Below are 24237 nucleotides of genomic sequence, written 5' to 3'. Positions count from 1 at the left end.
ATCTAGCTATTTGTCACCTCATTGCTAATTGATTCAAAAGAGGTGAGTTGCGATTTTATATGCGACGCCAAGCGTAAAGTTACAATTAATAAAATAACCTGTGCTAAAAACATAACACTCTGAGCGTTTGTACAAAATGGTACAACCTTTAAAATTTTGTAAAAAAGGCTATATTAGCTATGGGCAATCGTGCTCCAAACAAAAGAAGGAAGAAAAATGGCAGCAAAAGAAAAAGTAATAGTTAATAATGAGTTAGCTTTGGTTTATGATTTCACCGAAAAACCAAATAAAACACAATTAAAAGCCCATGAAGACAGAGCTGTTGTGGCAAAGTTACGTGCTGACTTGGTATTACCGACGGACAAGATCCTAACTGTTGATATAGATTTTGATACTGACAGTGGCTACCATGGTAACGCCATGATAATAATGGACGATTTCGGTGTAGAACTACTCATTTCTGGCTTTGAAAGCAAATATGGTAAAGAGTACGCTGATAAAATACGTGAAGCATGGAATACAAAACAGTATCCAGACGATCCAAGAAAACCAACGTATATCATGGTGCAAAAACCAAAACATGAAGGGATATTACCGCAAGTCATTGTCGCCTGTGGCGGCAGAGGACATGACGATGATGATGATGACAAAGGCAAAACAATTACTAATATCTTTGAATAATCGTTTAAGTAAGCAAGTATTAACTTGCTTACTTCTTTCTTTTATTTCACTTCCGCTGCTCGCACAAGAGCATCAAATCATCAACCAGTTAAATAACGTTACAGACGTTAAGCAAGATAGCCAGGGTTATCTTTGGTTTAGTGGTATGCAGGGATTATCGCGTTACGACGGCAACAGCGTGATCACCTTTAATAACACGAATACCAACTGGCCTGCTCCTTTTGGCTGGACAAGAAGTATTAGCCACTACGACGACAAATTCTTAGTTGGCTCTGAAACAGATCAAGTTACCCTCTTCGACCCCATTACCGGTCAATCAAAACGAATTAACATAAACTCTGAAAATAACAGCATTGATCAAGCCATTGCACTGAATAACTCACTCTATTTGCGCGGTGAAAACCAATTACTAAAGCATGATTTGTCAACAAACCAGACCAAAGTCATATACTCTGGAGAGCGCATTCTTCAATTAATAATCTATCAACAAAGCGTCTACGCACGCCTGCCAAATGGCTTGCATAAGATTGAAAACGACCGCCTTATTCATGTTATCGACACCGATATTAAAACCACCATGAGTTTTAATAATCAGCTAGTAAGCTATAAACAAAACAATCTTGTTGTTATCGATGGCGACTATCAGATTCGTAATATACCTTTTGAAGAAAGAATAGAAACAGCCACCACTTCATATGATCAGAGTCGTATTTATGTTGTTACCGATAGCGGCATGATATTAGAGGTGGATAAACAATTTAATGTTAGTGCCTCAAAGTATCCAAATACCGAGTTGGTGCGCACTAAGTTCGCTTATCATGACTCTTCCAATGTATTGTGGTTATCCGGTAATCAGATGGTTAAAGCACTATCTGCGACAGATTTAACCAACCACAAAGCGATTCTAAACATTTCAGACAACCACAATGAATACACCTTTATTGGCGATGATTTAGTCATTGGCAGTTATGGTATCGGGCTACAGAACTACCCCAATAAAAACGCTGTATTTCCAGATAACATCAATGAAACGCTTTCAAGCCAAGCGCTGAGAGTGAGCAACTTGATGCATCACGGCGAATACCTCTATGTTGCAACATTTGAAGGTCTATGGCGCTATCACAAAACAAACAAGTCGATTGAAAAAGCGCCTATCGAAGATAACAACAAGTTACTTTTAAAACTGAAACATAAAGACAATAAGTTTTATGTTGCAACCAATTATGATGGTTTTTACGTGTATGATATCAATACCTTAAGTCCGTTAGCGCATTATCACAATGGCAATGGACTATATGAAAACCAAGTAATAGACGTGCTCCCCATTGATGACAAAAATGTATGGGTTGCATCACTGGACAAGATCAACATCGTTGATATGACCAATGACAGCATTCGCACCTTATCACCAAATTCGCAAAACAAAATCTTAGACTTAGTGCACATCGAGAACAAAGTTTACGCCGCGACAAAAGGTGATGGAGTTTTAGTATTTAACTTACAAGGCGAGCAGATTGATCAGTTAGTGCCTGGAGTCGACTTTAGTGGCGCGACTAACATCAATGGTAGCGTATGGGCATCATCGCGATCCGGGCTCTATCAAATAGATGTTAATACTAACGAAGCAACGTTAAAACCGAACACGCAACAGTACAAATTTGTTGGAACCCCTTTTTATAAAAACAATAAGTTGTATGCCCCTCATTTAGAGGGTGTATTAGAGGTACCAGTTACCGAACAATCTCGTTTTCATCCAAACGTAAAAATCAGCCAAGTCAATGTTTCTGGCACTGACCAATTGTATTCAGACCTAATTGAAGTCAGTTCACCAAAAGACATTATTACACTTCAATTGGCCAGCCTAGACTATCGACGAGGCCATAAAAAGCTTTACAGATATCGGATTAACGGCGGGCAGTGGAACGATGCAGGCAGTGACGCTCTAATTCTAACAGGCCTCAATTCTGGCTTTTATGAGGTAGAGCTTAATGCTACTAATAGTCTTGGCCAATGGAGTAACGACCATGAATTTATCAACATTAATGTGGCTTACCCTTGGTACCTTACGCCAACACTAAGAATTATTTATGTTTTTGTTGCCTTAGTCATCGTGCTTTATGTTGGCTGGTTGCTGCATTTAAGACGTCGAAGTTTGCATCAAATAACCCAAATCATGTCTGCAGATCTTAAATCGCGTGGTAAAACAGCGTTAGAGATTGACCAATTGTTATCGCAACTAGAAAGCAAGTTAGTGACGTTATCGCAGAACAACCCAAATATCGAAATAGAAGAGTTGACTGATCTGATCAAGATGGGACAACAAACGATCAGTAACGAAAATAACGATGCTAACCCAAGATACCTTTATGGCGAAACGTTGCACGCTGGCTTACCTTATTTAGCCGACTATATGCAAAAACGCTATGATGCTATCGTGCAGATAGATTTATCCTTTGACGATGCTCAAATTGACCATGTCGTTCATAGTGATATTTACAAATTGATTCATGAGGCGATCACCTCTGCTGTGCTCGCTAAGAAAGCCAATATGTTCTCAGTAAAAATACATGAGTTTAATCAAAAGTTATGGCTAACGATTAGCGCAAACAGCGAAATATTTGCCGAATATGATAGTCGTATTAACATGAACGTCGCCATGTATTACATTCGCCAAATTGCCAAAAAGTACAACGCAGCGGTTAACACGCATTTAAGCGCTGATAACGAAAGTCAGCTAAATTTGAGCATTCCGCTAATGCTACTTGATGACCTAGAGTTCCAGCAGGAAGAAAACAACTAACCCCCTTTTGTACCCATCAATTTACTTAATACAACTAGCGAATAACCGCGCTTTGATTTAAGCGCGGTAAAATTGCCATCAACGCCAATTCAGAGTAAAATACCGCCCCTTTTTTCACTTTATTGAATTTAACGTCGGATACACACTGAATGAGTAAAAAGCTGTACATCAAAACTTGGGGCTGTCAAATGAACGAGTACGACTCGCAAAAAATGGCAGAACTATTAGATTCTACTCACGGATATGCTTTAGCAGAAGAAGCTGAAGATGCTGATGTTATTTTGTTGAATACCTGTTCAATTCGCGAAAAAGCGCAAGAAAAAGTATTCCACCAGCTTGGCCGTTGGAAAACGCTAAAAGATAAGAACCCTGATCTTGTTATCGGTGTTGGTGGTTGTGTTGCTTCACAAGAGGGCGACGCCATTAGAGCTCGTGCCCCGTTTGTAGACATGGTATTTGGACCACAAACCTTGCATCGCCTTCCTGAAATGATTCAAACGGTTACCGGTGATAAAGCGCCAATCGTTGATGTAAGTTTTCCAGAAATTGAAAAGTTTGACCGTTTACCTGAACCAACAGCAGAAGGTCCAACAGCGTTTGTTTCTATTATGGAAGGTTGCAGTAAATACTGTACTTTCTGTGTTGTACCATATACTCGTGGTGAAGAAGTTAGCCGTCCACTCGATGACGTACTTTACGAGATCGCGCAACTTGCAGAGCAAGGCGTTCGTGAAGTGAACTTACTTGGTCAAAACGTTAATGCTTACCGCGGTGACACGCACGACGGTGGCATTTGTCGTTTTTCTGAATTACTAAGACTTGTCGCGACAATCGATGGTATCGACCGTATCCGTTATACCACTTCGCACCCTGTTGAATTTACTGACGACATTATTGAAGTGTACAAAGATGTACCGGAATTGGTGAGCCATTTGCACCTACCTGTTCAAACAGGTAGTGACCGAATTCTTACCCACATGAAGCGCGGTCATACGGCACTTGAGTACAAGTCGCAAATCAGAAAGTTAAGAAAAGCTCGTCCTGATATTTGTATGTCGTCTGATTTTATTGTTGGTTTCCCAGGTGAAAGTGACGAAGATTTTGAGCAAACAATGGACTTAATCAAAGCGATTGATTTCGACCTTAGCTTCAGCTTTATCTACAGCGCGCGTCCTGGTACTCCTGCGGCAGATTTGCCTGACGATATTAGCGATGAAACAAAGAAACAGCGTTTACAAATTCTACAAGATAGAATCAACACGCAAGCGCTTAGAATCGCTCGCCAAATGCTAGGTACAGAGCAACGTATCTTAGTTGAAGGTCCGTCAAAGAAAAATCCGATGGAGCTTAGAGGACGTACAGAAAACAACCGTATCGTAAATTTTGAAGCGCCACACACCGTTATAGGACAGTTTGTCGACGTTGAAATTACAGACGTTTATGCAAATTCATTGCGCGGCAAATTGGTACGCACCGAGGGTGAAATGGGGCTACGTGTTGCTCACTCTCCTGCCGATATTATGGCAAATAGCCACCATGCACCAGGCAGCGCTGCTAGCAATGCAGACGAGCTAGGTGTTGCAACTTTTACGCCTTAAGGACATATTCTTTTGACAACCGAAAACAGTCATACTTTTTTACTAGAGCCCGCTGACAATGACCGCCAAGTTAACCTGTGTGGTCCGATGGATGATAATTTAAAGTCTATTGAACGACGTTTAGGCGTTGAGCTGAGTTATCGTGGCAACGAATTTAAAATCGTTGGCCAAGAAAACAACCGACTCGCCGTTGAAAAGTTGTTGAAAGATCTTTATGTCGAAACAGCGACAGTGCGCGGCAAATCAAAAGATATATCTGCCGATATGGTCCATCTTGCAATTCTTGAAGCTAACGTGCTCGAACAAGAGCCGACAAGCGTTGATGTTGATTATGAGCAAATGGTGACCATTAAAACCAAACGTGGTGTGGTAAAACCGCGCAATAAAAATCAACACGCGTATGTTCAAAATGTACTGACCAACGACATTAGCTTTGGTATTGGCCCTGCTGGTACAGGTAAAACCTACTTGGCAGTAGCCTGTGCAGTTGACGCATTAGAGCGACAAGAAGTTCGCCGTATCCTGTTAACACGACCTGCGGTTGAAGCGGGCGAAAAACTTGGCTTTTTGCCGGGTGATTTGTCACAAAAAGTAGACCCTTACCTGCGCCCTCTTTATGACGCCTTATTTGAAATGCTTGGCTTTGAAAAAGTTGAAAAGCTCATAGAGCGCAACGTTATAGAAATTGCACCGCTTGCTTACATGCGTGGCCGTACGCTAAACGACGCCTTTATTATTCTTGATGAAAGTCAAAACACCACGGTAGAACAAATGAAAATGTTTCTTACCCGAATAGGCTTTAACTCAAGAGCAGTTATCACCGGTGACGTGACACAGGTTGATTTACCTCGTGGTCAAAAATCAGGGTTAAGACATGCAATAGAAGTATTAGAAGATATTTCGGGTATAAGTTTTAACTTTTTCATGTCTAAAGATGTGGTGCGCCACCCTGTTGTGGCGCGTATCGTTGATGCATATGACAAACATGAACAACGTATCAACAAACTAAAAATAGAAAAAGCAAAAGCAAAGGCGGCAGCACAAGCCGAAGCTGACGATAAAAAACCTGCTGATAAAAATGACGACTATCACGCTTGATATCCAGCGCGCGATAAATGATGACACTTTGCCGACTGATGACGCATTCAATCAGTGGGCAAAGGCTGCTCTTGCTCCTTATAACAAAGATTTTGAACTGACCATTCGCATTGTCGATGTGGCAGAAAGTCAGCAGTTAAATTCGCAATACCGTGGTAAAGACAAGCCAACTAACGTACTTTCGTTCCCATTTGAGGTGCCTGACGGCATTGAACTTGATCTACTTGGCGACCTTATTATTTGTGCCGACGTTGTCAGCCAAGAAGCAAAGCAGCAAAACAAATCACTTAATGCCCATTGGGCACACATGGTTGTACATGGTTGCCTGCACTTACTGGGTTTTGATCATATCGAAGACGCAGAAGCAGAAGAAATGGAAGCATTAGAGATAGACATCCTTGCAAAACTCGGCTTTAATAACCCCTATCAACTTTAAAAATTGGACGTAAAAACAGCTCTATGAGCGAAGACAACCCTCACTCTAGCAACGGTTCTTCAACGAAAGGATTTTGGTCAAAAGTAGTACACGCCTTCACCGGAGAACCGCAAAATAAAGAAGAATTGGTCGAAGTATTAAACGATGCCGAAGACCGAGATCTAATCAACCCTGAAACCAAACAAATGATTGAAGGGGTGTTAGAAGTTACCGACATGCGCGTGCGCGATATTATGATCCCTCGTTCGCAAATGGTAACTATCGATATCAACGCCACGCTTGATGATATTTTACCTGTTATTCTAGAATCAGGTCATTCACGATTTCCTGTTGTTAATGAAGATGTCGACCATATCGAGGGCATCTTGCTAGCAAAAGACTTACTTGCTTATGGTTTTAATCAAACACAACAGCCTTGTGAAATAAGTGATGTTATTCGCCCAGCTATAATCGTTCCTGAAAGTAAAAAAGTAGAACCTCTGTTAAAGGAGTTTCGAGAGCAACGCTATCACATGGCAGTTGTTGTCGATGAATACGGCGGAGTGTCTGGTCTTGTGACCATTGAAGATATTCTAGAGCTTATTGTCGGTGAAATAGAAGATGAAACCGATGATGAGTTAGAGCAAGATATAAAACATCTTGCGGCAAATGTGTATCAAGTAAATGCATTAACCGAATTAGAAGACTTTAATGCCTACTTCGCCACTAGCTTTAATGAAGAAAGTGCCGATACTATTGGTGGCATTGTATTGCACCAGTTCAATCACTTGCCTAAAAAAGGTGAATGTTTGGAATTAGATGGCTTTGAATTTAAGGTGACAGGTAGCGATAGCCGTCGCATTCAAACCCTTCAAGTAACAACACCAAAAGACTATACAGTTGTAGGAAAAGCTAACGACTAAATATGGCAACATCATTTCGCAGTTTTCTAAACAAGATTAAACTCTCAAAAGTAAATACGATCAGCTTAATTTGTGGCTGGTTAATGGTATTTGCCTACGCACCTTTTAATCTTTGGATACTGCCGCTGATATTGCTACCCATCTGGCTATATCATTTAGTAGATTTACCCACAAAGGAAGCGGCAAGAAGCGGCTTCTTTTTTGGTCTTGGCTGGTTCACTGCCGGCATCAGTTGGGTGCATGTCAGCATTGAACGCTTTGGCGGTATGCCACTGGCAGTTTCTTTGCTATTGATGTTATTGCTTTGTGCCTATCTTGCCTTATACCCAATGTTGGCAGCCTATCTATCTGCAAAATTAACCAAGCAAAAGCGCAGCAATCTTTGGCTTTTACCTGTAACTTGGTATGGCGCTGAGTTTCTAAGAGCACATCTGTTGACTGGCTTTCCCTGGTTGTCGCTTGGATATAGCCAAATTAACAGCCCGTTAAAGCACTACGCCCCTTTTATTGGTGAAACAGGTATAACTGCTCTGATGCTAATTGCCAGTATTGCCATTGTCGCTTTTGTTAAAAAAGAGTCGGTTAAACAGCACGTATCTGTTTTGGCTGGGGTATTTGTTGTAGCCCTTATTTTAAGCTATTTAACGCCGATTAAAAAATCAGATGAAACCGTATCAGTCGCTTTGGTGCAAGGAAATATCAAGCAAGAAATCAAATGGGACAAAGCGCAGGAAATTCCCACCATGCTGCGTTACTTAGAACTTACGCGAAAGCACTACCCTATTGATATCGCCATTTGGCCAGAATCTGCGTTAGCGACATTAGAGGGTAGCGCAAGTAGCCAACAGTTTTTAGATTTAGCCAATAGCTCAGCATCTATAAATGAAGCAGCCATCATAACAGGTATCATTAACTACAATTTTGAAACCCGTGAATACTTCAATCGTTTGCTGGTACTGGGTAAACAAGAAAGCGACAGCGGTTATTACTATGGTAGTAGTAATAAATACGACAAGAATCATTTGTTACCAATTGGCGAATTTGTACCATTTGAAGATCTACTCAGGCCACTAGCACCGTTTTTCAACTTACCTATGTCTTCTTTTACGCGCGGTGATTATGTGCAGCCTAACCTAAGCGCCAATGGGTTAAATTTTCTATCGCTGATCTGTTTTGAAATTGCCTTTCCAAAGCAACTTGCTGCCAACTTTCAACGCGATACAGATTTTATCTTAACCGTTAGTAATGATGCCTGGTTTGGCGCTTCTCATGGTCCAGATCAGCATTTAGAAATCGCACAAATGCGTGCGCTTGAATTCGGTCGACCTGTTCTGCGAGCCACTAATAACGGTTTAACAGCGGTTGCCGAAAGCAACGGTGAAATTTTTGCCATTGCACCTCAGTTTGAAGAAGCGGTGCTTAAAGTAGATGTTGCTAAATCTGTCGGTATAACCCCATACAGTCGCTTCGGTGAATGGCTGAACCTTCTTTGGTTAGCACTTTTCTCTCTTGTACTTTGGCTAAGAAATAAAAAGAGCAATTAGCGTTACTCTCGTTTATAGTGAAACTATACATGCACTTTAAACGACGATAAACAATGATAAAAAAGCTTCTTCTGCTACTGTGTTTCATACCGTTTGCCCACGCAAAAACAACGCTAATCTATAACGTTAATGGCTATACCTTCGAGCAAGGAAAGCTAGTCCAATTTCATGCGATAAAGTTTAGTGACGATACTATTGATCAAATTTATTTTAAGCATCAGGCTTTGCCTAAAGATACAACAATAGAAAAAATCGATGGTAAAGGGCAAACCATGCTACCTGGTCTTATAGATGCTCATGGCCACGTGCTAGGTTATGGTGAGTCTTTACAATATGCGAACTTAATGGGCGCTAAGTCAGAACAAGAAGCCGTCGACATCGTAACAGCGTTTGCCAGTGAAAAAAGCGATACAGCTTGGGTAAAAGGTCGTGGTTGGAATCAAGTACTTTGGCCAAGCAAACAGTTCCCAAGCAAAGCCTTGCTCGATGAAAAATTTCCCAATACGCCAGTATGGCTTGAACGCGTTGATGGTCACGCTGGATGGGCTAACAGCAAGGCGCTAAGCATTGCTGGTATTACTAAAACAACAATTAGCCCCGCTGGTGGCGAAATTATAAAAGACAAAAATGGCGAGCCTACCGGCGTGCTGATAGACAATGCCATGGATATGGTCAAACAATACATACCTAAAATGGACCTTGCCGATATCGCCGATATTCTGCAACAGTCAATGCAGAGTTTAGCCTCTGTAGGCTTAACCAGTGTCCACGATGCAGGTATATCAAAGGCAGAACTGGAAGCGTACAAGTTCCTCGAGCTAAATGGCAAAATGCCAATAAGAATATATGCCATGGTGCACGTTAACGAACCACAATGGCAACAAATCGTCGAAAAAGGTCCAATTCATACTAAAGACGATATGTTTACCTTGGCGGCTATTAAAATACAAGCCGATGGCGCTCTAGGAAGCCGAGGAGCGGCTTTACACGCCCCATATAGCGATCAACACGATACGACAGGTCTTTTGCTGCAATCGCCGCAAACAACCCATAAAATGGCATTGGCGGCTATGTTAGCGGGATTCCAAGTCAATATTCACGCCATCGGCGATAAAGCCAATACTCTGGTGCTCGATGTCTTCGAGCAGCAAATCAAAGCTACCAATTCTGCCCACTTGCGACATCGCAATGAACATGCGCAAGTCGTTAGGCCAGAAGAAATTAAACGCTTCAATGCCCTTAATGTGATTGCTTCTATTCAACCAACGCATGCTACTAGCGATAAAAACATGGCATTGGACAGATTAGGTGCAGAAAGATTAAAAGGTGCTTATGCATGGCGAACCTTGTTAAATAATGGTGCTAGAATTGCCGCGGGCAGTGACTTTCCTGTAGAGCCGCCACATCCTTTTTATGGCATACATGCCGCCGTAACGCGCCAAGACAGAGACAATCAACCTGAACAAGGCTGGATAAGTGAAGAAAGATTAACGTTGGAAGAGGCGTTTAAGGCTTTTACAGTAGATGCCGCTTATGCCGCAAACCAAGATACATTAATAGGCACTTTAACGCCGGGTAAAAAAGCAGATTTTATTATGCTAGAGCAAGATCTTTTTACACAAGAACCAAGTAGCATTTGGAAAAATGAAATCCATGCTACCTGGGTCAATGGAAAGAAGGTTTTTCAACGTAAACCTTAAACTTTTTCTGCACGCACCAAATAGCCCTGTAATTTGTCGTCTGCAGTTACAGGGTCTATCCCTAACAGCTTTAGACCACTTTCTTTAATTAACATCGCCAGCTCTTCTTCTGTTCTTGCCGCGGCGACTTGTTGTTTACTGCGCTCACAGCCATTAGCTGCGTCATTGCCGATTTGTGCTATGTGATTTAGCATTGCGCCTTGTTCATACTGACCATTTTTCAATAACATACAGGTATGAGCGATAGGCTGAATATATTGTTCAAACCAATCGAGATGATGTGGGGTTTGACACTCGTTTTTAACCGTCATTAACGCTTGAAAGAGAGGTTTTAGCGCCTCAGCCGAGTTTTTTTGTGCTGCTACATCACGCATAGTATTTATGGCATTTGTAGCCTTAAACATTGCTTTGTAAACATCGATGCCTGCAGAGGAATGCTCTGTCACTTCTGCCAACGCTGCATGGGTAATACAGATGAATTGCCCACTGTCTTTTAATACTCTTTGCACTTCCTTAAGCGATGCTGACATATTGCTATACTCAATTGCATAGTTTGAAATAGCTAATGAAAATTTTGCATCCTCAAACGGCAGTGATTCAGCTGGCGTATTAGGGTAAAAATCGATTTGTTTTAATACATTAGTTATTTCTGCATTGAAGCCCTGCTCCAATGGAGAAATATTTGCTTGGTCTATTGCACTCACATTCGAAGCACCAAGCTTTGACACACACAAAAAAGGCAATACGCCATTGCCTGTACCTATATCTAGAATGGCTACATCTGCAGCGTTTTTTGTCGGAAAAACATGACTTAGTGCGTTAAGCCAGATATCGACTAACGCAGTTGGAAGTCCAAGTGTTGATTGTTCTTTGCCAAACGTACCCAAACTGCCTGCATTTTGCCAAAAGCTGTCCCATGGATTGTTGTTTGCATTGTGCATACGACATTGTGCTCTTTGTAATGTTTACAGATAGCGCTAAAAATTCTCTGTACTAACAGAAATTTAATACTAGCGAAGGACTATCTATATCGTTGAAGACTCTTTTTTAAGTTGAAGACTCTTATCTAAGCTGAAGACTCTTCTTAAGGTTGAAGACTATGTTATAAATCAAAGGAAATAAAAAAGCGAACCCTAAGGTTCGCTTTTTCTCACACTATATTAATCTTAGAAAGATTGAGTGTAACGGAAGTAAGTGATACGACCGTAACCGTTGTATAGGTTAAAGTTGTATGGACGACCGTCATATTCGTATAGTGGTGGCTCGTTACCGCCAACGTTTTGCATACCTACAGTGATCTTACCATCCCACATAGCGTTGTATGTAGCTTGGATGTCATGTGTAGTCCATGATGGGATCTTACCGTAGTGAGTACCATCTGCATAACCTTCAGCTACACTGTGTACGTAGTTGATGTTCCATGCAAACTCAAAGTCACTGATTGTGTATGAGTTAGAGATAGTGATACGTGAACGTGGTAAATCAGGGTCTTTAACGAAGCTACGACCACCGTCAACACTGTAATCGAACGTGTTTGACATTTGGAAGTTAGAACGTAAGTCACCACCGAATAGGTCTTCGAAGTAGAACTGTGCGTTGATGTCCATACCTGAAGTATCTAATGTACCTTCGTTACCGTAACCTTGAGTGATGTTAGTGATTGCACCAGTAGCTGGGTCACGAGTTACACCAAGACCAGATGGGATTGGGTCACCTGCTTGCTCACGACGAACTAGTTCGTTCGCGTCGAAGAAGTTGATACGGTTATCGATTGAGATGCTGTAAGTATCAACTGAGATGTTGAACCAATCTAACGGAGCGTATACAACACCTAAAGAGTATTGAGATGATGTCTCTGACTCTAGGTTAGGGTTAGCAGTACGAGTACCGTTGATTTGTACAGAACAGTTCTCTGGTTGACCTTGAGCTAAACAAGTAGCAGGGTCATTTACAGAGTCAGCTGAGAAAGAATCTTTTTGAGTTAAGATATCTAAACCAGGAGCACGGAAACCTTGACCGTATGAAGCACGGATAGTTAATACGTCTTCAATTGCAGCCCACTTAACACCTACTTGTGGTGAGAAGTCAGAACCAGCGTCTGAGTAGCTATCGTAACGACCTTTAACAGAAACTTCTAAGCTATCCATTACTGGGAATAGAGTTTCGAAGTATGCAGCTTTTGCAGTACGGTCACCACCAGCAGAGTTACCTGCTGAACCACCGATTTGACCCGCTTCTGAAAGTGAATCGTATTGGTCAGTGTATTCTTCAGTACGGTACTCAGCACCAATTACTAATTGTGCGTCGCCACCAGCCATTTCGAATAATGGTAGTGAGTATGAAGCATAGATTTCGTCTTGGTTGAACTCAGAAATACGAGAAATAGTCGCTTTCATTGCGTTCAATACGTCATCTGGGTTAGCACTTGGGTTTTGTAGATCGTAAGTACCGTCAGCGATGTATGCTTCAGCAGTAGTACGAACTAAGAAGTTCTTACCGATGTCATAAGTTTTTGACTTAGTGCGACGGATACCGAAGTCTAAGTATTGGTCAGCAACGATTTCACCAGTGAAACCCATTACGATGTCTTTTACTTCAGCATCGATGTTGCTATCACGATTACCTAGAGCATCGAAACGGTGCCACCAGTAAACTTCACGGTTATCACCAAACGCTGGGTCATACATAGCGCTTGCTGGGTTAGTTGGGTTGTTCGGGCTGTCAGCAGCTAGAGCGTTACCAGTGTAGTAGTTTGAATCTGGAACTGGTGCATAACGACCGAAAGATGAAGAGCTTGAGTAGCTTGAGTTAACAAACATTTCCCACTCGTCATTGATTTGGTGATTTACGTTAGCGAATAACGAAAGGTTACCTGTAGACGCTTCATCAGCAGCAACTAAAGAGAAGTTGTATGCACAACGCTCTGCAACGCCAGCTGAGTTAGGGATACCCGTTGAGTTAGGGATTAGGTAGAAAGCTTCGTTATCAGTACAACCACCTGGTAAAGCTGTCCAGTTGAATGCGTTTGTATCAGTGAAAGAGTTACCGAATACAGATGCACCTGGCTCATACCATGGGAAGTCACGTTGGAAAATGATGTCACGTTTGTTCCAAGAAACACCCGCTAATACTGAAGTAGTGTCAGAGTTAGTACCGAATACTACTGAACCTTCTTCACGGTCACCACCTTCGTGCTCGATTTGACCTTGACCGAATTTAACTTCAACACCTTCGTAGTCTTTACGAGTGATGATGTTAACAACACCACCGATTGCGTCAGAACCGTAAACAGCTGAAGCACCGTCAGTTAAGATTTCAACACGCTCAACAGCAGCCATAGGGATAGTACTTAAATCTTGTGTACCACCAGTTGAAGGCGACTTAGCAAGACGACGGCCATCTAAAAGAACTAGAGTACGGTCAGCACCGATACCACGTAAGTTGATTTGAGATACACCTTGAGCTGATGAACCAGACTGAGGACGGAAAGAACCAGCACTGTTAAACGTAGTGTTACGTAGTAAGTCAGCAACTGAAGTTTCACCTGATAATTCGATTTGAGCACGATCGATTACAGTAACTGGAAGTGCGCCTTCCATATCAGTACGCTTGATACGAGAACCCGTAACTTGGATTTTTTCTACTTCTTCTTCAGCTGAAGCTTCTGTAGCAGCTTCTTCAGCAGCAAAAGTAGAAGTTGTTAGTGCCGCAGCACCAAACATCATAGCTAAGCGCACAGACTTAGCGATTTTGCTTTGATTATACATTTTTACTCCCTGGACCACTTTATGTGATTCATTTTTTTAAAAGTTTCGAAGCTATATTGCTCCGTTTTTAAAACTTATATTCGTTTTACGTGAAGCTTTTGTAAAACGAGCAACGCAACGATGTTAAACGCAATAGATAGCTACGGTCAACACCAACACTTACTAAAAGAAAAATATTTTCACACTGTGTTACATTTGGTTACATTCATTAGACTGACTACTCTAGAATTACCCCATTAAAAAACAACAACTTACGGCAGAAACTCGTTTTTACATAGCTGTAACACTTTTTAGAAAAAATAAATTCTTTTTTCAGTATTTTTACAATTTCCGTCCAGTTTTATGTACAACTGTATAATTTTTACACGCAATTCAGATACATACTTGAGTAAACACGGTTAAAAAACAAACAAAACTTGTAACTAATATGGTGCTAAAAACTCACTTTAACTAAGACGAACAGCACGAATTTACTGTCTTTTTTGATTGCGCTTTCTGTTTTCATTCTGCACAAGTAAACTAATACTTAAATAATCAGTTAATTCAACATTTTAAGGAAGCGCTATGAAAACCTTACTTATTACCTTATTGGTTTTATTCAGTACGAGTGCTGTATCAAGCGAGACAACAGGCGTTGTGCATGTGGGTAACAAATCTGTCACTTTGTTAGGAAATCAACAAGATGTCGGTGATAAGGCACCTGATTTTAAGGTTATTGACGACAGCTTTAATGCTAAGACATTGCAAGACTATAAAGGCAAAATTCTACTTATTTCAGCCGTACCAAGTTTAGACACCGGCGTATGCTCTATGCAAACAAAGCGTTTTAACGATGAAGTCAGTAAATTTAATGAGCGTGTTGTGATGCTTTCAATTTCAACCGACCTTCCCTTTGCACAAAAGCGATTTTGCAAAACAGAAAAGATAGAGCACATTAAGGTGTTATCTGACAGTGTTTGGCGAGATTTTGGTATGCAATATGGACTATTGATAAAAGATATGGGGCTGCTTGCACGTGCGATCTTCATTATCGACAGTGATGGCACTATTGCTTACAAAGAAGTTGTTAGTGAACTTTCTAACCACCCGGACTACTCTGCAGCCCTATCAACACTGGCTGCTATGTCGTCTGATGGACAAAAATCTGCACTTTCTCAAAAATAACCCTTGAATTGTATTTTTCATACCCCATATATCTATTGAGGTCGCCGAAGACGGGGCCTCGCAAACCGCTCGTCCAATTGGAGAGCACATGATTAACATATTGCTATATATAGGATATGAACAATGAGAACTATGACAGATTTTTCACCACTATACCGTTCGTTTATTGGTTTTGACCACTTAGCTGGTTTAATAGACAAGGCATCACGTGCCGACAAACAATCATCTTACCCTCCATACAATGTAGAATTGTTGGCAGAGGACAAATACAGAATTACTATGGCTGTTGCTGGTTTTGCTGAAGCAGAGTTAGATATTCAGTCAGAACAAAACACCCTCGTCGTTAAAGGCACCAAAGGTGCGAAAGACGAGAAAGCAGCTGAAAGAACATTTTTACACCAAGGTATTGCCGATCGAAGCTTTGAACGCAAGTTTCAATTAGGCGACCACGTTAAAGTGGTTGGTGCATACATGGAGAATGGTTTATTGCATATCGATTTGGAACGTGAAATTCCAGAAGCATTAAAACCAAGAAAAATTGCGATTAATGGTAAAAGCCTGTTAGAAGGCTAATCGCAACACTCCCTCTCCCTAGACACACGAAGCCTCCTTTTTAGGAGGCTTTTTTTATGTGCTCAGTCACAGCATTAAAAACTGGGACAGGATTGTCCAATGGTGCCATATGGCCACCTGGCAATTCTTCAACGCTCGCCTCGTCAAACATGCTTGCGATATGATCCACTAAAAAGCGACTTAAATGCGGGCTATTGCTCCCTTTCATCAATAACACAGGCGCAGCAATCTCAGACAATTCTGCAACACCGTATGTTTCGCCATTAAGGCTTTGTGAATCTAATCGCACTTTGTTCATGTCTTCACTCATCGCTATTTGTAGCTTTTGAGGTAGCCCATCGAAAAACCCTTTGCGATTCCAAAAATCGGTAAAAGTGCGTGCTGCTTGCACATTATCTAGCGAAAGTAGCTGCTGTGAAAATTGATTGGATATCGCGGCTTCTTCACTGTCTTGTGGCAGCAAATGAAAGGCAACGGGTTCAAACAAAGAAAGCGATAACACTTTTTCTGCGTGCAGTGTAGCAAGCTTAAGCGCTAATGCGCCGCCGCAAGAATGACCAACAATATGAAAAGGTCTGTCTTGTATTACCTCTTTAAACAGAGGTGCTAGACGAGCTATTTCAATGTTGAAAGAAAACGGATCCAGATCTGGCGCTTGCGGCGCTTTGCCATATCCGTACATATCGACGTTGATACAGGTGTACGACTGACTCAATTGTTTTGCGAGAAAATGCCATTGCTTAGCACTAGATAACGAACTGTGAAAAAATAAAACGATGGGCCCCTGCCCTGATACTTCAATACCTTGCATATACTACTCTTACTGCTAAACGGTTAATACGATAGGTCAAACATAATATCTGATAAATTAGGCACCCAACCATACTGCTTCATAGCAATACGACCATTTATCACTTCCACACCTTCAGCTAATAAGGTTTGCCGCTGCAGCTCAAAGGCATCGCTGCCTGTAGCAAAGGATATTTTTCCTTGAGCATTGACAATACGATGCCATGGTACTGATACGTCGGGTCGAATATGTTTGGATTGCTTTAGTGCTCTACTGACAAAACGCGCCCTACCTGGCAAACCAGCTAAATCAGCCACTTGGCCGTAACTGGCTACCTTACCTTTTGGCACGCGTAATACAACATCGATAATGCGAAAGGCCTTTGACTTTTCTACCAAGGTAAAATGTCACCATTGGAATGTCTAAAAACACCACTATCGTCCATCGACTGCTTGTCAATCAAGCCAAACAATCTCGATGCACATTCAGTTGCAGAAATATCGCCACGGCCACCGACCATATCGGTTTGCACGTAGCCTGGGTGATATATCCCTACACTTATATCTTGGGCTGATAAATCTTTGCTCAGCGACATTGCCGCCGCATTAAGCGCAGCCTTCGACATACGATAGCCATAACGACCACCAGAACCATTATCAGCAATAGATCCCATGCGGGAGGTAATGAGCGCGATTTTGCCGCTCGCTGCGAAATGGTTTTGCAACTTGTCTATCATGTTAAGTGGCGCAAGTGCATTAACCTCAAATTGCTCTCGAATAGAAGACAGGTTTAGTGCGCCAAGCGATTCATCGCGTAAGATGCCAGCATTACAAATTACAATATCAAAGCTCTGCCCATTACAACGCTGCTTTAGTTGTTCAAGCGCTTCGTCATAAGATACGTCAATACCGTCAATCACATTGACACCTAAGGCATCTAGCGCAGCGCTGCTTTGTCTGCACACGGCAAAAACAGTATCTTGGTTGTCGACAAATTGCTTGGTTAACGCTAATCCTATACCGCGATTAGCACCGGTAATAAGTACATTTGCCACGATTATTTCCCTAAGGTTTTTGCATAGTTTCTAGCGCGTTCTAAATCTTGTGGGGTATCCACACCTTCTACAGGCAAGCGCGAGGAAGCAACATCAACATGAATTTTCTCGCCTTGATACAACACCCGTAATTGCTCAAGTGATTCAATTTGCTCTAACTGACTTGCTGGCCATTGAATATATTGTTTGATAAAGCCAGCTCGGTAGGCATAAATACCAATATGTCGCAAATACCAATCGCCGATAACATTTTCTTTGCCTTCAACAAGAAAGCGCTGCCTGTCATAGGGAATTGTCGCTCGGCTAAAATAAAGCGCGTAGCCTAATTTGTCGGTTAAAACTTTCACGGCATTAGGGTTAAAAGCCTCTTCAGCACTGTCGATTGAAACCGCCAGCGTCGCCATTTTCGCTTGCGACTGTCCCGCTAAGTTTTTAGCCACTTGCGCTATATTTGCAGCGGGAATAAAAGGTTCATCACCTTGCACATTAACCACAACCGTATCATCGCTAAATTGATAATGCTCAATCACTTCGGCTAATCGCTCTGTGCCAGACTGGTGGTCTGCGCGAGTCATGCACACTTCGCCGCCAAATTGCTCAACAGCGGCAGCCACTTTGTCATTATCGGTTGCAATAATGACTTTTTCTGCGCCACTAGCCTCAGCTTTTTCAGCAACCCATTGGATCATTGGTTTGCCATTAATGTCGGCTAATACTTTGCCTGGCAATCTCGATGACTCGTAACGAGCAGGTATTACGACAACAAAAGACATATTATTCTACCGGAATCGGGCTAGCTTCACTTTCAATCAATACAGGAATATCTTTTTCGATTGGATAAGCGAGTCGGTCAAACTTACAAATGAGCACTTGTTCTTCTTTGTTGTATTCCAGTTTTCCTTTGCATACTGGGCAGGCCAAAATTTCCATTAATTTTGTATCAAAAGCCATAGTTATTTCTCTTCAATATTACGAGTGATAATGCGTGTTAATTCGCCTCGGTCAGACGCAGAAAAACATGCATCTACTGGTAAATACCACGCATTGTCATGGTTAAACTGTTTGCACTTAACCGCATCTTTTTCAGTCATTAATACCGGTAGTGCTGGATGTGTAAATGCCATATCTTGCGCTGAAAATTCATGATGATCAGGCAGTGATTTACACTCGACAAGCTCAAAACCTAATGCTTGTAGTGTATCAAAAAATCGTTGCGGATCACCTATACCCGCTAAGGCGTTTACTTGTATATGTTTTTGCTGAAAGCTGTCATGATCCATTTCACCGTTCGACTTCAAATGCACCAAAGCGCCTGGGGCCAATGTCATTTCGACTTGCTTTGCCGCATCATCTGTTAATGTAAGCGCGTGGCCGCCATTATTTATTATTAAGTCGACCTGCTGTAAACGCTTAGGCAACTCCCTTAATGGGCCCATTGGCATCAAATATCCGTTACCAAACCGTCTTTTGCTATCAATCACAACAATTTCAGACGCCCGTTGCATGCGATAATGTTGTAGTCCGTCGTCCGATATTATCAATTGGCAATTCGCTTGCTCGGTTAGCAAGTTTGCGCATGCCACCCTGTCTGGGCCTACGGCGACCGGTACGCCAGTTCTTTGATAAATCAATACAGGTTCATCACCAGCAATATCTGGGGTAGTATCAGCATTGAGTCTAAACGGATAATGGGGCGCTTTACCGCCATATCCACGACTAATAACACCAACCTTGATATTTAGTTTTTCACACAGTGAAATAAGGGCGAGCACTGTAGGTGTTTTACCATTACCTCCAACACCAATATTACCAACCACAATGACCGGCGCTAATGTTTTATGCGCCTCTAGCAAGCCAAAACGGAATGCAAGGCGGCGACAGCTGCTAACAAGCCAAAACAATAACGTTAATGGCGCCAGCAATAGCATTACCGGTAATCGATACCACGGCTTTTGATACCACACATGCTCAATCATCAGTTATCTGACTTATCCAAATTGAATTTTATGAAGTTGCGCATAGACGCCATCTTTTTCAACAAGCTCTGCATGATTACCTTGTTCAACAATTTCCCCTTGCTCCATAACAATAATGTTATCGGCACTTTCAATGGTTGATAAACGATGTGCTATCACGATTGAGGTTCTATTTTTTTGCAATTCATCAAGGGCTTCTTGAATATGGCGCTCAGATTCAGTATCTAACGCACTGGTTGCTTCATCCAAAATAAGGTACGGAGAATCACATAAAATGGCACGGGCTATCGCCACACGTTGACGCTGTCCGCCTGAGAGCAGCGCACCATTTTCACCGATGTTAGTTTCTAAACCATCAGGCAAAGTTTCGGCAAATTCAATAACATGAGCGCTTTTAGCCGCTTCATATATCTCTTCTGGGGTAGCATCAGGTTTGCCGTAGGCGATATTGTTTGCAATGGTATCGTTAAACAGCACCACTTGCTGACTCACGTAGCTAAACTGCTTTCTTAAGTCCTTTAGTTTTAGCTCTTCAACATTGATGCCGTCTATTGCAACTTCACCAGAGGTGGCGTCATAAAACCTCAGCAGCAAACTACTTGCGGTAGATTTACCCGAACCACTGCGACCAACTAAGGCAACAGTTTGCCCCGGCTCGGCATTGAAGCTAATCCCTTTTAATACTTCTTTTTCATCACCTTCATACTGAAACGTTACATCGGTAAAGCTGAGCGCTCCTTTGGCTCTATCAAGCGATAATTGGCCCTTATCGCGCTCAGTATCTTGGTCTAGTACTTCAAAAATACTGGTACAAGCCGCCATCCCCTTTTGAAACTCACTATTCACATTAGTCAGTTGCTTTAGAGGGTTCATCAACATCGTCATGTACGTAACCACGGCAATAAATGCGCCGGCTTTTAAATCTTCCATCACTGGCGTGGTGACAATGTACATAATAAACGCGAGCGCAAAGGATGCGATGATTTGAATAATCGGCACGCTCGCTGCGCGCGTCGCCACCATCTTCATACGTTGTTGACGGTTGTTTTTGTTGATGTGACCAAATCGTTCAAATTCGCGATCTTGCCCTTCAAAGGTAATCACAACTTTATGACCGTTAAAGGTTTGCTCCGCTGCACTGGTAACTTCACCCATGGCACCTTGTATGTTTTCGCTCACTTTTCTAAAGCGACGAGACACCTGGGTAATAATAAAAGCGATTACAGGAACAATTAGCACAAAAATGGCAGAAAGTTGCCAGCTAATATAAAACATCAACGCAACGAGACCAATGACAAAAGCGCCCTGCTGCACGAGCGTTAGTAATGCCTTGCTGGTTGCGTTAAGGACCTGCTCCGTATCATAGGTTAACTTAGAAATAAGCGTACCCGTCGACTCTTTGTCGTGAAATGATACTGGCATCTTCATAACATGCTCAAAAAAGTGTTGGCGCATATCTGCGACCACGTTATTTCCCACCCAAGCCAAGCAATAGTTGGCAACAAAGTGGCTGATACCTCGAATAATAAAACAGACCACCACAAACAAAGGTGCCCATTTCATAAAGTCAGGGTCGGTACCTGATAAACCATCATCAATCAGGGGTTGTATTTTTGACAGGAAAAGTACATCAATACCGGCATAACAAAGCATACCAACTATCGCCACAACGAAACCGGCTTTATAAGCTTTGGCATAGCTCATTAAGCGTTTAAAGTTTTTCCACGTTTGGCCTTTATCACTCGCACTCATAGTGTCTTATAATTTATTTTGGTAATTAATAGCATTCTAATTGAATTTCAGGGTGTGACCAAACTTTTAAACCAAAATGGTGATATTTCAGTATGATATCTCGCCACTTTGTAATCATCAGGGTAAAAATAGAAGGAAATCTGTCCATCGATTGCTGTCGATAGTAAGGTGACATCGTAGGCCAAATAGCGAGCTTTTATCTCTTCACTTGGCATATTCCAGCGATTAAAAAAGCCATTACTAAAAACAACATGTTGTGGCTGAACACGCGCGATAAACAATGAACTTGATGATGATTTACTACCGTGATGCGGCGCTATCAGTACCTGAGACCTTACGTTTGGCGGCAGCGCATATTCAGTGCGAGATGATATATCCCCGGCAAGCAAAGCCGCATTTTGTCCATCGCTAACCCGAACCACACATGAATCGTCATTGCGCTGACCTTGATTAGATGCGCTACCAGTGTACAGCATAGAGAAATTAATTTGTTGCCAGCGCCACTGTTTTGCCTCATCGCACCTAAGCGCCGGTTTAAAGCTGTCATCATTGCTGACTATTCGTGCCAGCGGAAAATGACGCCGCAACTGCGAAAGACCGCCCGCATGGTCATTGTCGCTATGACTAATGTAGATTCGCTCAATATGGTTAATGCCGCGGTGATGCAAAAAAGGTAGCAAGGCATGTGTCACCATACTACTGCCGCTGGCAAATCGAGCGCCGACATCATAAACAACGGCCTGTTCATTTTGCTCAATAACAATGGCTAAACCATGTCCAACATCCAACACATGTAATTGCCACACAGGGGTTTGGCGCATAAGTAAAAGACTACTCGGAACCAATAATGCCAGTAGCAAAACCAATGAATGGCGCAGCGATAGGTTTGTTGTTATTGCACCCATCATCAACACTATTATTGCCGTGATAAATACTGCAACGAATTGAGGCAACGGGAGTAGTGAAAAATCGGCCTGTGACAAAAAATCGATAAACATCAAAAATACGTTTATCGATTGCGAGGCTAACCAAATCAGCGCGTTAGCAAACGGTAAATCGAGCCAGACAGCCACAAGCGACAATAGCGCCAGTGGAATTGCAGTAATACTCATCCACGGTATCGCCACAAGATTAGCTAGCATCGATTGTGTTGCTACTTGATTGGTTAATATTAGCAGTGCTGGCAACATTGCCACGGTAACGACAGTTTGAATCAGTACGATACTCATTAGTGCATTTATCTTTTCTCTTTTAAGCAAAGCGAGAGCAAAAAATACGGCAGCAATTGCATTAAAAGATAACCAGAATGACGCTGATAGCAAACTTGAAGGCATAACAATAATGATAAAGACCATGGCAACCAAAATCAGACGCCATGGTGTGACATAAAGACCAATGGCTTTAAATAGCACGAAAATAGACAGCATCAGAAAAGCGCGCACAGTGGGTAAGGCAAAGCCCGCAAGATAAGCGTAACCAAGGGCGGCAAAGCATGTCAGCCCCCATAATAAAATGGCACTATTTTGCTGTTGTAAATGTACTTTAGAAGCCAGCGACAGTGGTATTAACGTTAGACGCGACAATACAAAACGTGCGAAAAACATCACCAGCGAGGCAATCAGTCCAAGATGCAAACCTGATATAGCCACCAAATGTGACGTATTAGTCGCGCTTAAGCTGCCCCATAACTCTGACGTTACTAATTGTTTGTCGCCTAAGGACAAAGCCAACAGAATCGCTTGAATATTAGTATCGACATCAAGTGTCTGTAGGCGATGTGCAAATTTATCGTAAAGGGATTGTCTTAACGAATGCTTTGACGACAGTAGCTTGCAATAGTTAGCAGCACAATTTACATACCCAGTTGCAACAATGTCTTTGCCGCGTAGCCAAACAGCATAGTTAAAGCTACCACTGTTACCTAAACCATGTGCCGGTTTAAGGCGAAGAACCACCTGCCATTGCTGCCCTAACGATAGTGTTTTGTCGCCATCAAGCAGCCATGTAAGTTTGATGTTGAAGGGTGCAGCTAATGTTTTTCCATCAATCGATTTAACCCTTGCGATAAATTTAGTAGCTTGGTTAGTTTGACGCTTTTGCGCTATCAATGACGTGATTTCAATCTCAGCTGATGCTTGTTTTACCTGTTGATTGAAGGTTAAACCGGCATTACTCAATGTCGAATTGTAAGCCGTAGCGTTAGCCAAGATGTAAGCCATGGCTAAAAAATAGGCTGACAGATAGCGAATTTTGCGAAAAAGTACCAAGACAATTGTCACAAAAACCAGATTGATGACATAATAATAGTTTGGTGTGATCGGAACGAAGAGCGCAGTCACTGCGCCTGCTAAAAAACTTATTAACCACCGGTCCATAGTGAGATTTCCATTAAGTTACTTAAA

At 42.0% G+C, this 24237-nt stretch carries 20 protein-coding genes; 10 read left to right on the top strand and 10 right to left on the bottom strand.

The window, feature by feature from the left end; all coding sequences use genetic code 11:
• The first annotated feature begins 216 nt into the window (after positions 1–216).
• The 8 genes from QUD85_RS05930 (at position 217) to QUD85_RS05895 (ending at position 10759) form a co-directional block, all read left to right on the top strand.
• Complete coding sequence (locus QUD85_RS05930; RefSeq protein ID WP_093329915.1) at positions 217–681, top strand: hypothetical protein; 465 nt, start codon at positions 217–219, stop codon at positions 679–681.
• The gene (locus QUD85_RS05925) at positions 635–3481 is read left to right on the top strand and encodes a ligand-binding sensor domain-containing protein (protein WP_093329913.1); all 2847 of its coding nucleotides are present in this window, start codon (positions 635–637) and stop codon (positions 3479–3481) included. Before QUD85_RS05930 ends, QUD85_RS05925 begins: the two co-directional genes overlap by 47 nt.
• 149 nt (positions 3482–3630) lie before the next feature.
• Complete coding sequence (gene miaB, locus QUD85_RS05920; RefSeq protein ID WP_093329910.1) at positions 3631–5079, top strand: tRNA (N6-isopentenyl adenosine(37)-C2)-methylthiotransferase MiaB; 1449 nt, start codon at positions 3631–3633, stop codon at positions 5077–5079.
• An 87-nt stretch (positions 5080–5166) separates the two neighbouring features.
• Positions 5167–6177 carry a PhoH family protein gene (locus QUD85_RS05915; protein WP_407705093.1) on the top strand — a complete coding sequence of 337 codons (1011 nt, stop codon included), beginning with the start codon at positions 5167–5169 and terminating at the stop codon, positions 6175–6177.
• Positions 6158–6613 (top strand): rRNA maturation RNase YbeY, encoded by a 456-nt coding sequence (gene ybeY, locus QUD85_RS05910; RefSeq protein WP_093329905.1) that lies wholly within the window; start codon positions 6158–6160, stop codon positions 6611–6613. Before QUD85_RS05915 ends, ybeY begins: the two co-directional genes overlap by 20 nt.
• 23 nt (positions 6614–6636) lie before the next feature.
• Entirely contained in the window at positions 6637–7515 is an 879-nt protein-coding gene (locus QUD85_RS05905) for an HlyC/CorC family transporter (protein ID WP_093329903.1), read from the top strand.
• Between the two features lie 2 nt (positions 7516–7517).
• Positions 7518–9059: an apolipoprotein N-acyltransferase gene (lnt, locus tag QUD85_RS05900; protein WP_093329900.1), complete on the top strand. Its 1542-nt coding sequence runs from the start codon at positions 7518–7520 to the stop codon at positions 9057–9059.
• Positions 9060–9112: 53 nt separating this feature from the next.
• Entirely contained in the window at positions 9113–10759 is a 1647-nt protein-coding gene (locus QUD85_RS05895) for an amidohydrolase (RefSeq protein ID WP_093329897.1), read from the top strand.
• Here the strand turns inward: QUD85_RS05895 and QUD85_RS05890 are convergent.
• A complete protein-coding gene (locus QUD85_RS05890) occupies positions 10756–11700 on the bottom strand; it encodes a class I SAM-dependent methyltransferase (protein WP_093329894.1) in 945 nt (314 codons plus the stop codon). The two genes, QUD85_RS05895 and QUD85_RS05890, sit on opposite strands and share 4 nt — an antisense overlap.
• A gap of 225 nt (positions 11701–11925) precedes the next feature.
• Positions 11926–14526, bottom strand: a complete 2601-nt coding sequence (locus tag QUD85_RS05885) for a TonB-dependent receptor (protein ID WP_093329892.1) — start codon at positions 14524–14526, stop codon at positions 11926–11928.
• A 564-nt stretch (positions 14527–15090) separates the two neighbouring features.
• Between QUD85_RS05885 and tpx the strand changes: the two genes are divergently transcribed.
• Together tpx and QUD85_RS05875 are read left to right on the top strand one after the other, a co-directional pair.
• Complete coding sequence (tpx, locus tag QUD85_RS05880; protein WP_093329889.1) at positions 15091–15690, top strand: thiol peroxidase; 600 nt, start codon at positions 15091–15093, stop codon at positions 15688–15690.
• Between the two features lie 123 nt (positions 15691–15813).
• Positions 15814–16263 (top strand): Hsp20 family protein, encoded by a 450-nt coding sequence (locus QUD85_RS05875; RefSeq protein WP_093329885.1) that lies wholly within the window; start codon positions 15814–15816, stop codon positions 16261–16263.
• Positions 16264–16303: 40 nt separating this feature from the next.
• Here QUD85_RS05875 and QUD85_RS05870 read toward each other — a convergent pair whose 3' ends face one another.
• Genes QUD85_RS05870 through QUD85_RS05835 form a run of 8 tightly spaced genes read right to left on the bottom strand, consistent with a single transcriptional unit; the run spans position 16304 to position 24210 of the window.
• Positions 16304–17074: an alpha/beta fold hydrolase gene (locus QUD85_RS05870; RefSeq protein ID WP_093329882.1), complete on the bottom strand. Its 771-nt coding sequence runs from the start codon at positions 17072–17074 to the stop codon at positions 16304–16306.
• A 23-nt stretch (positions 17075–17097) separates the two neighbouring features.
• Positions 17098–17451: an MGMT family protein gene (locus QUD85_RS05865; protein WP_093329880.1), complete on the bottom strand. Its 354-nt coding sequence runs from the start codon at positions 17449–17451 to the stop codon at positions 17098–17100.
• Entirely contained in the window at positions 17445–18107 is a 663-nt protein-coding gene (locus QUD85_RS05860; RefSeq protein WP_093329877.1) for an SDR family oxidoreductase, read from the bottom strand. The genes QUD85_RS05865 and QUD85_RS05860 overlap by 7 nt, the downstream gene beginning before the upstream one ends.
• 2 nt (positions 18108–18109) lie before the next feature.
• Positions 18110–18880 carry a 3-deoxy-manno-octulosonate cytidylyltransferase gene (kdsB, locus tag QUD85_RS05855; RefSeq protein WP_093329873.1) on the bottom strand — a complete coding sequence of 257 codons (771 nt, stop codon included), beginning with the start codon at positions 18878–18880 and terminating at the stop codon, positions 18110–18112.
• Position 18881: 1 nt separating this feature from the next.
• Positions 18882–19058 (bottom strand): Trm112 family protein, encoded by a 177-nt coding sequence (locus tag QUD85_RS05850; protein ID WP_093329871.1) that lies wholly within the window; start codon positions 19056–19058, stop codon positions 18882–18884.
• A gap of 2 nt (positions 19059–19060) precedes the next feature.
• Positions 19061–20083, bottom strand: a complete 1023-nt coding sequence (lpxK, locus tag QUD85_RS05845; protein ID WP_093329868.1) for a tetraacyldisaccharide 4'-kinase — start codon at positions 20081–20083, stop codon at positions 19061–19063.
• 12 nt (positions 20084–20095) lie between these two features.
• Entirely contained in the window at positions 20096–21835 is a 1740-nt protein-coding gene (gene msbA / locus QUD85_RS05840; protein WP_093329864.1) for a lipid A export permease/ATP-binding protein MsbA, read from the bottom strand.
• A 47-nt stretch (positions 21836–21882) separates the two neighbouring features.
• A complete protein-coding gene (locus tag QUD85_RS05835) occupies positions 21883–24210 on the bottom strand; it encodes a DNA internalization-related competence protein ComEC/Rec2 (RefSeq protein WP_093329860.1) in 2328 nt (775 codons plus the stop codon).
• Positions 24211–24237 lie beyond the last annotated feature (27 nt).

Source organism: Thalassotalea agarivorans (assembly GCF_030295955.1).
In the GTDB taxonomy this organism is placed as follows: Bacteria; Pseudomonadota; Gammaproteobacteria; order Enterobacterales; family Alteromonadaceae; genus Thalassotalea_D; species Thalassotalea_D agarivorans.
The sequence above is the reverse complement of the archived record's forward strand: the minus strand, read 5'-3'. Positions and strand labels throughout refer to the sequence as shown.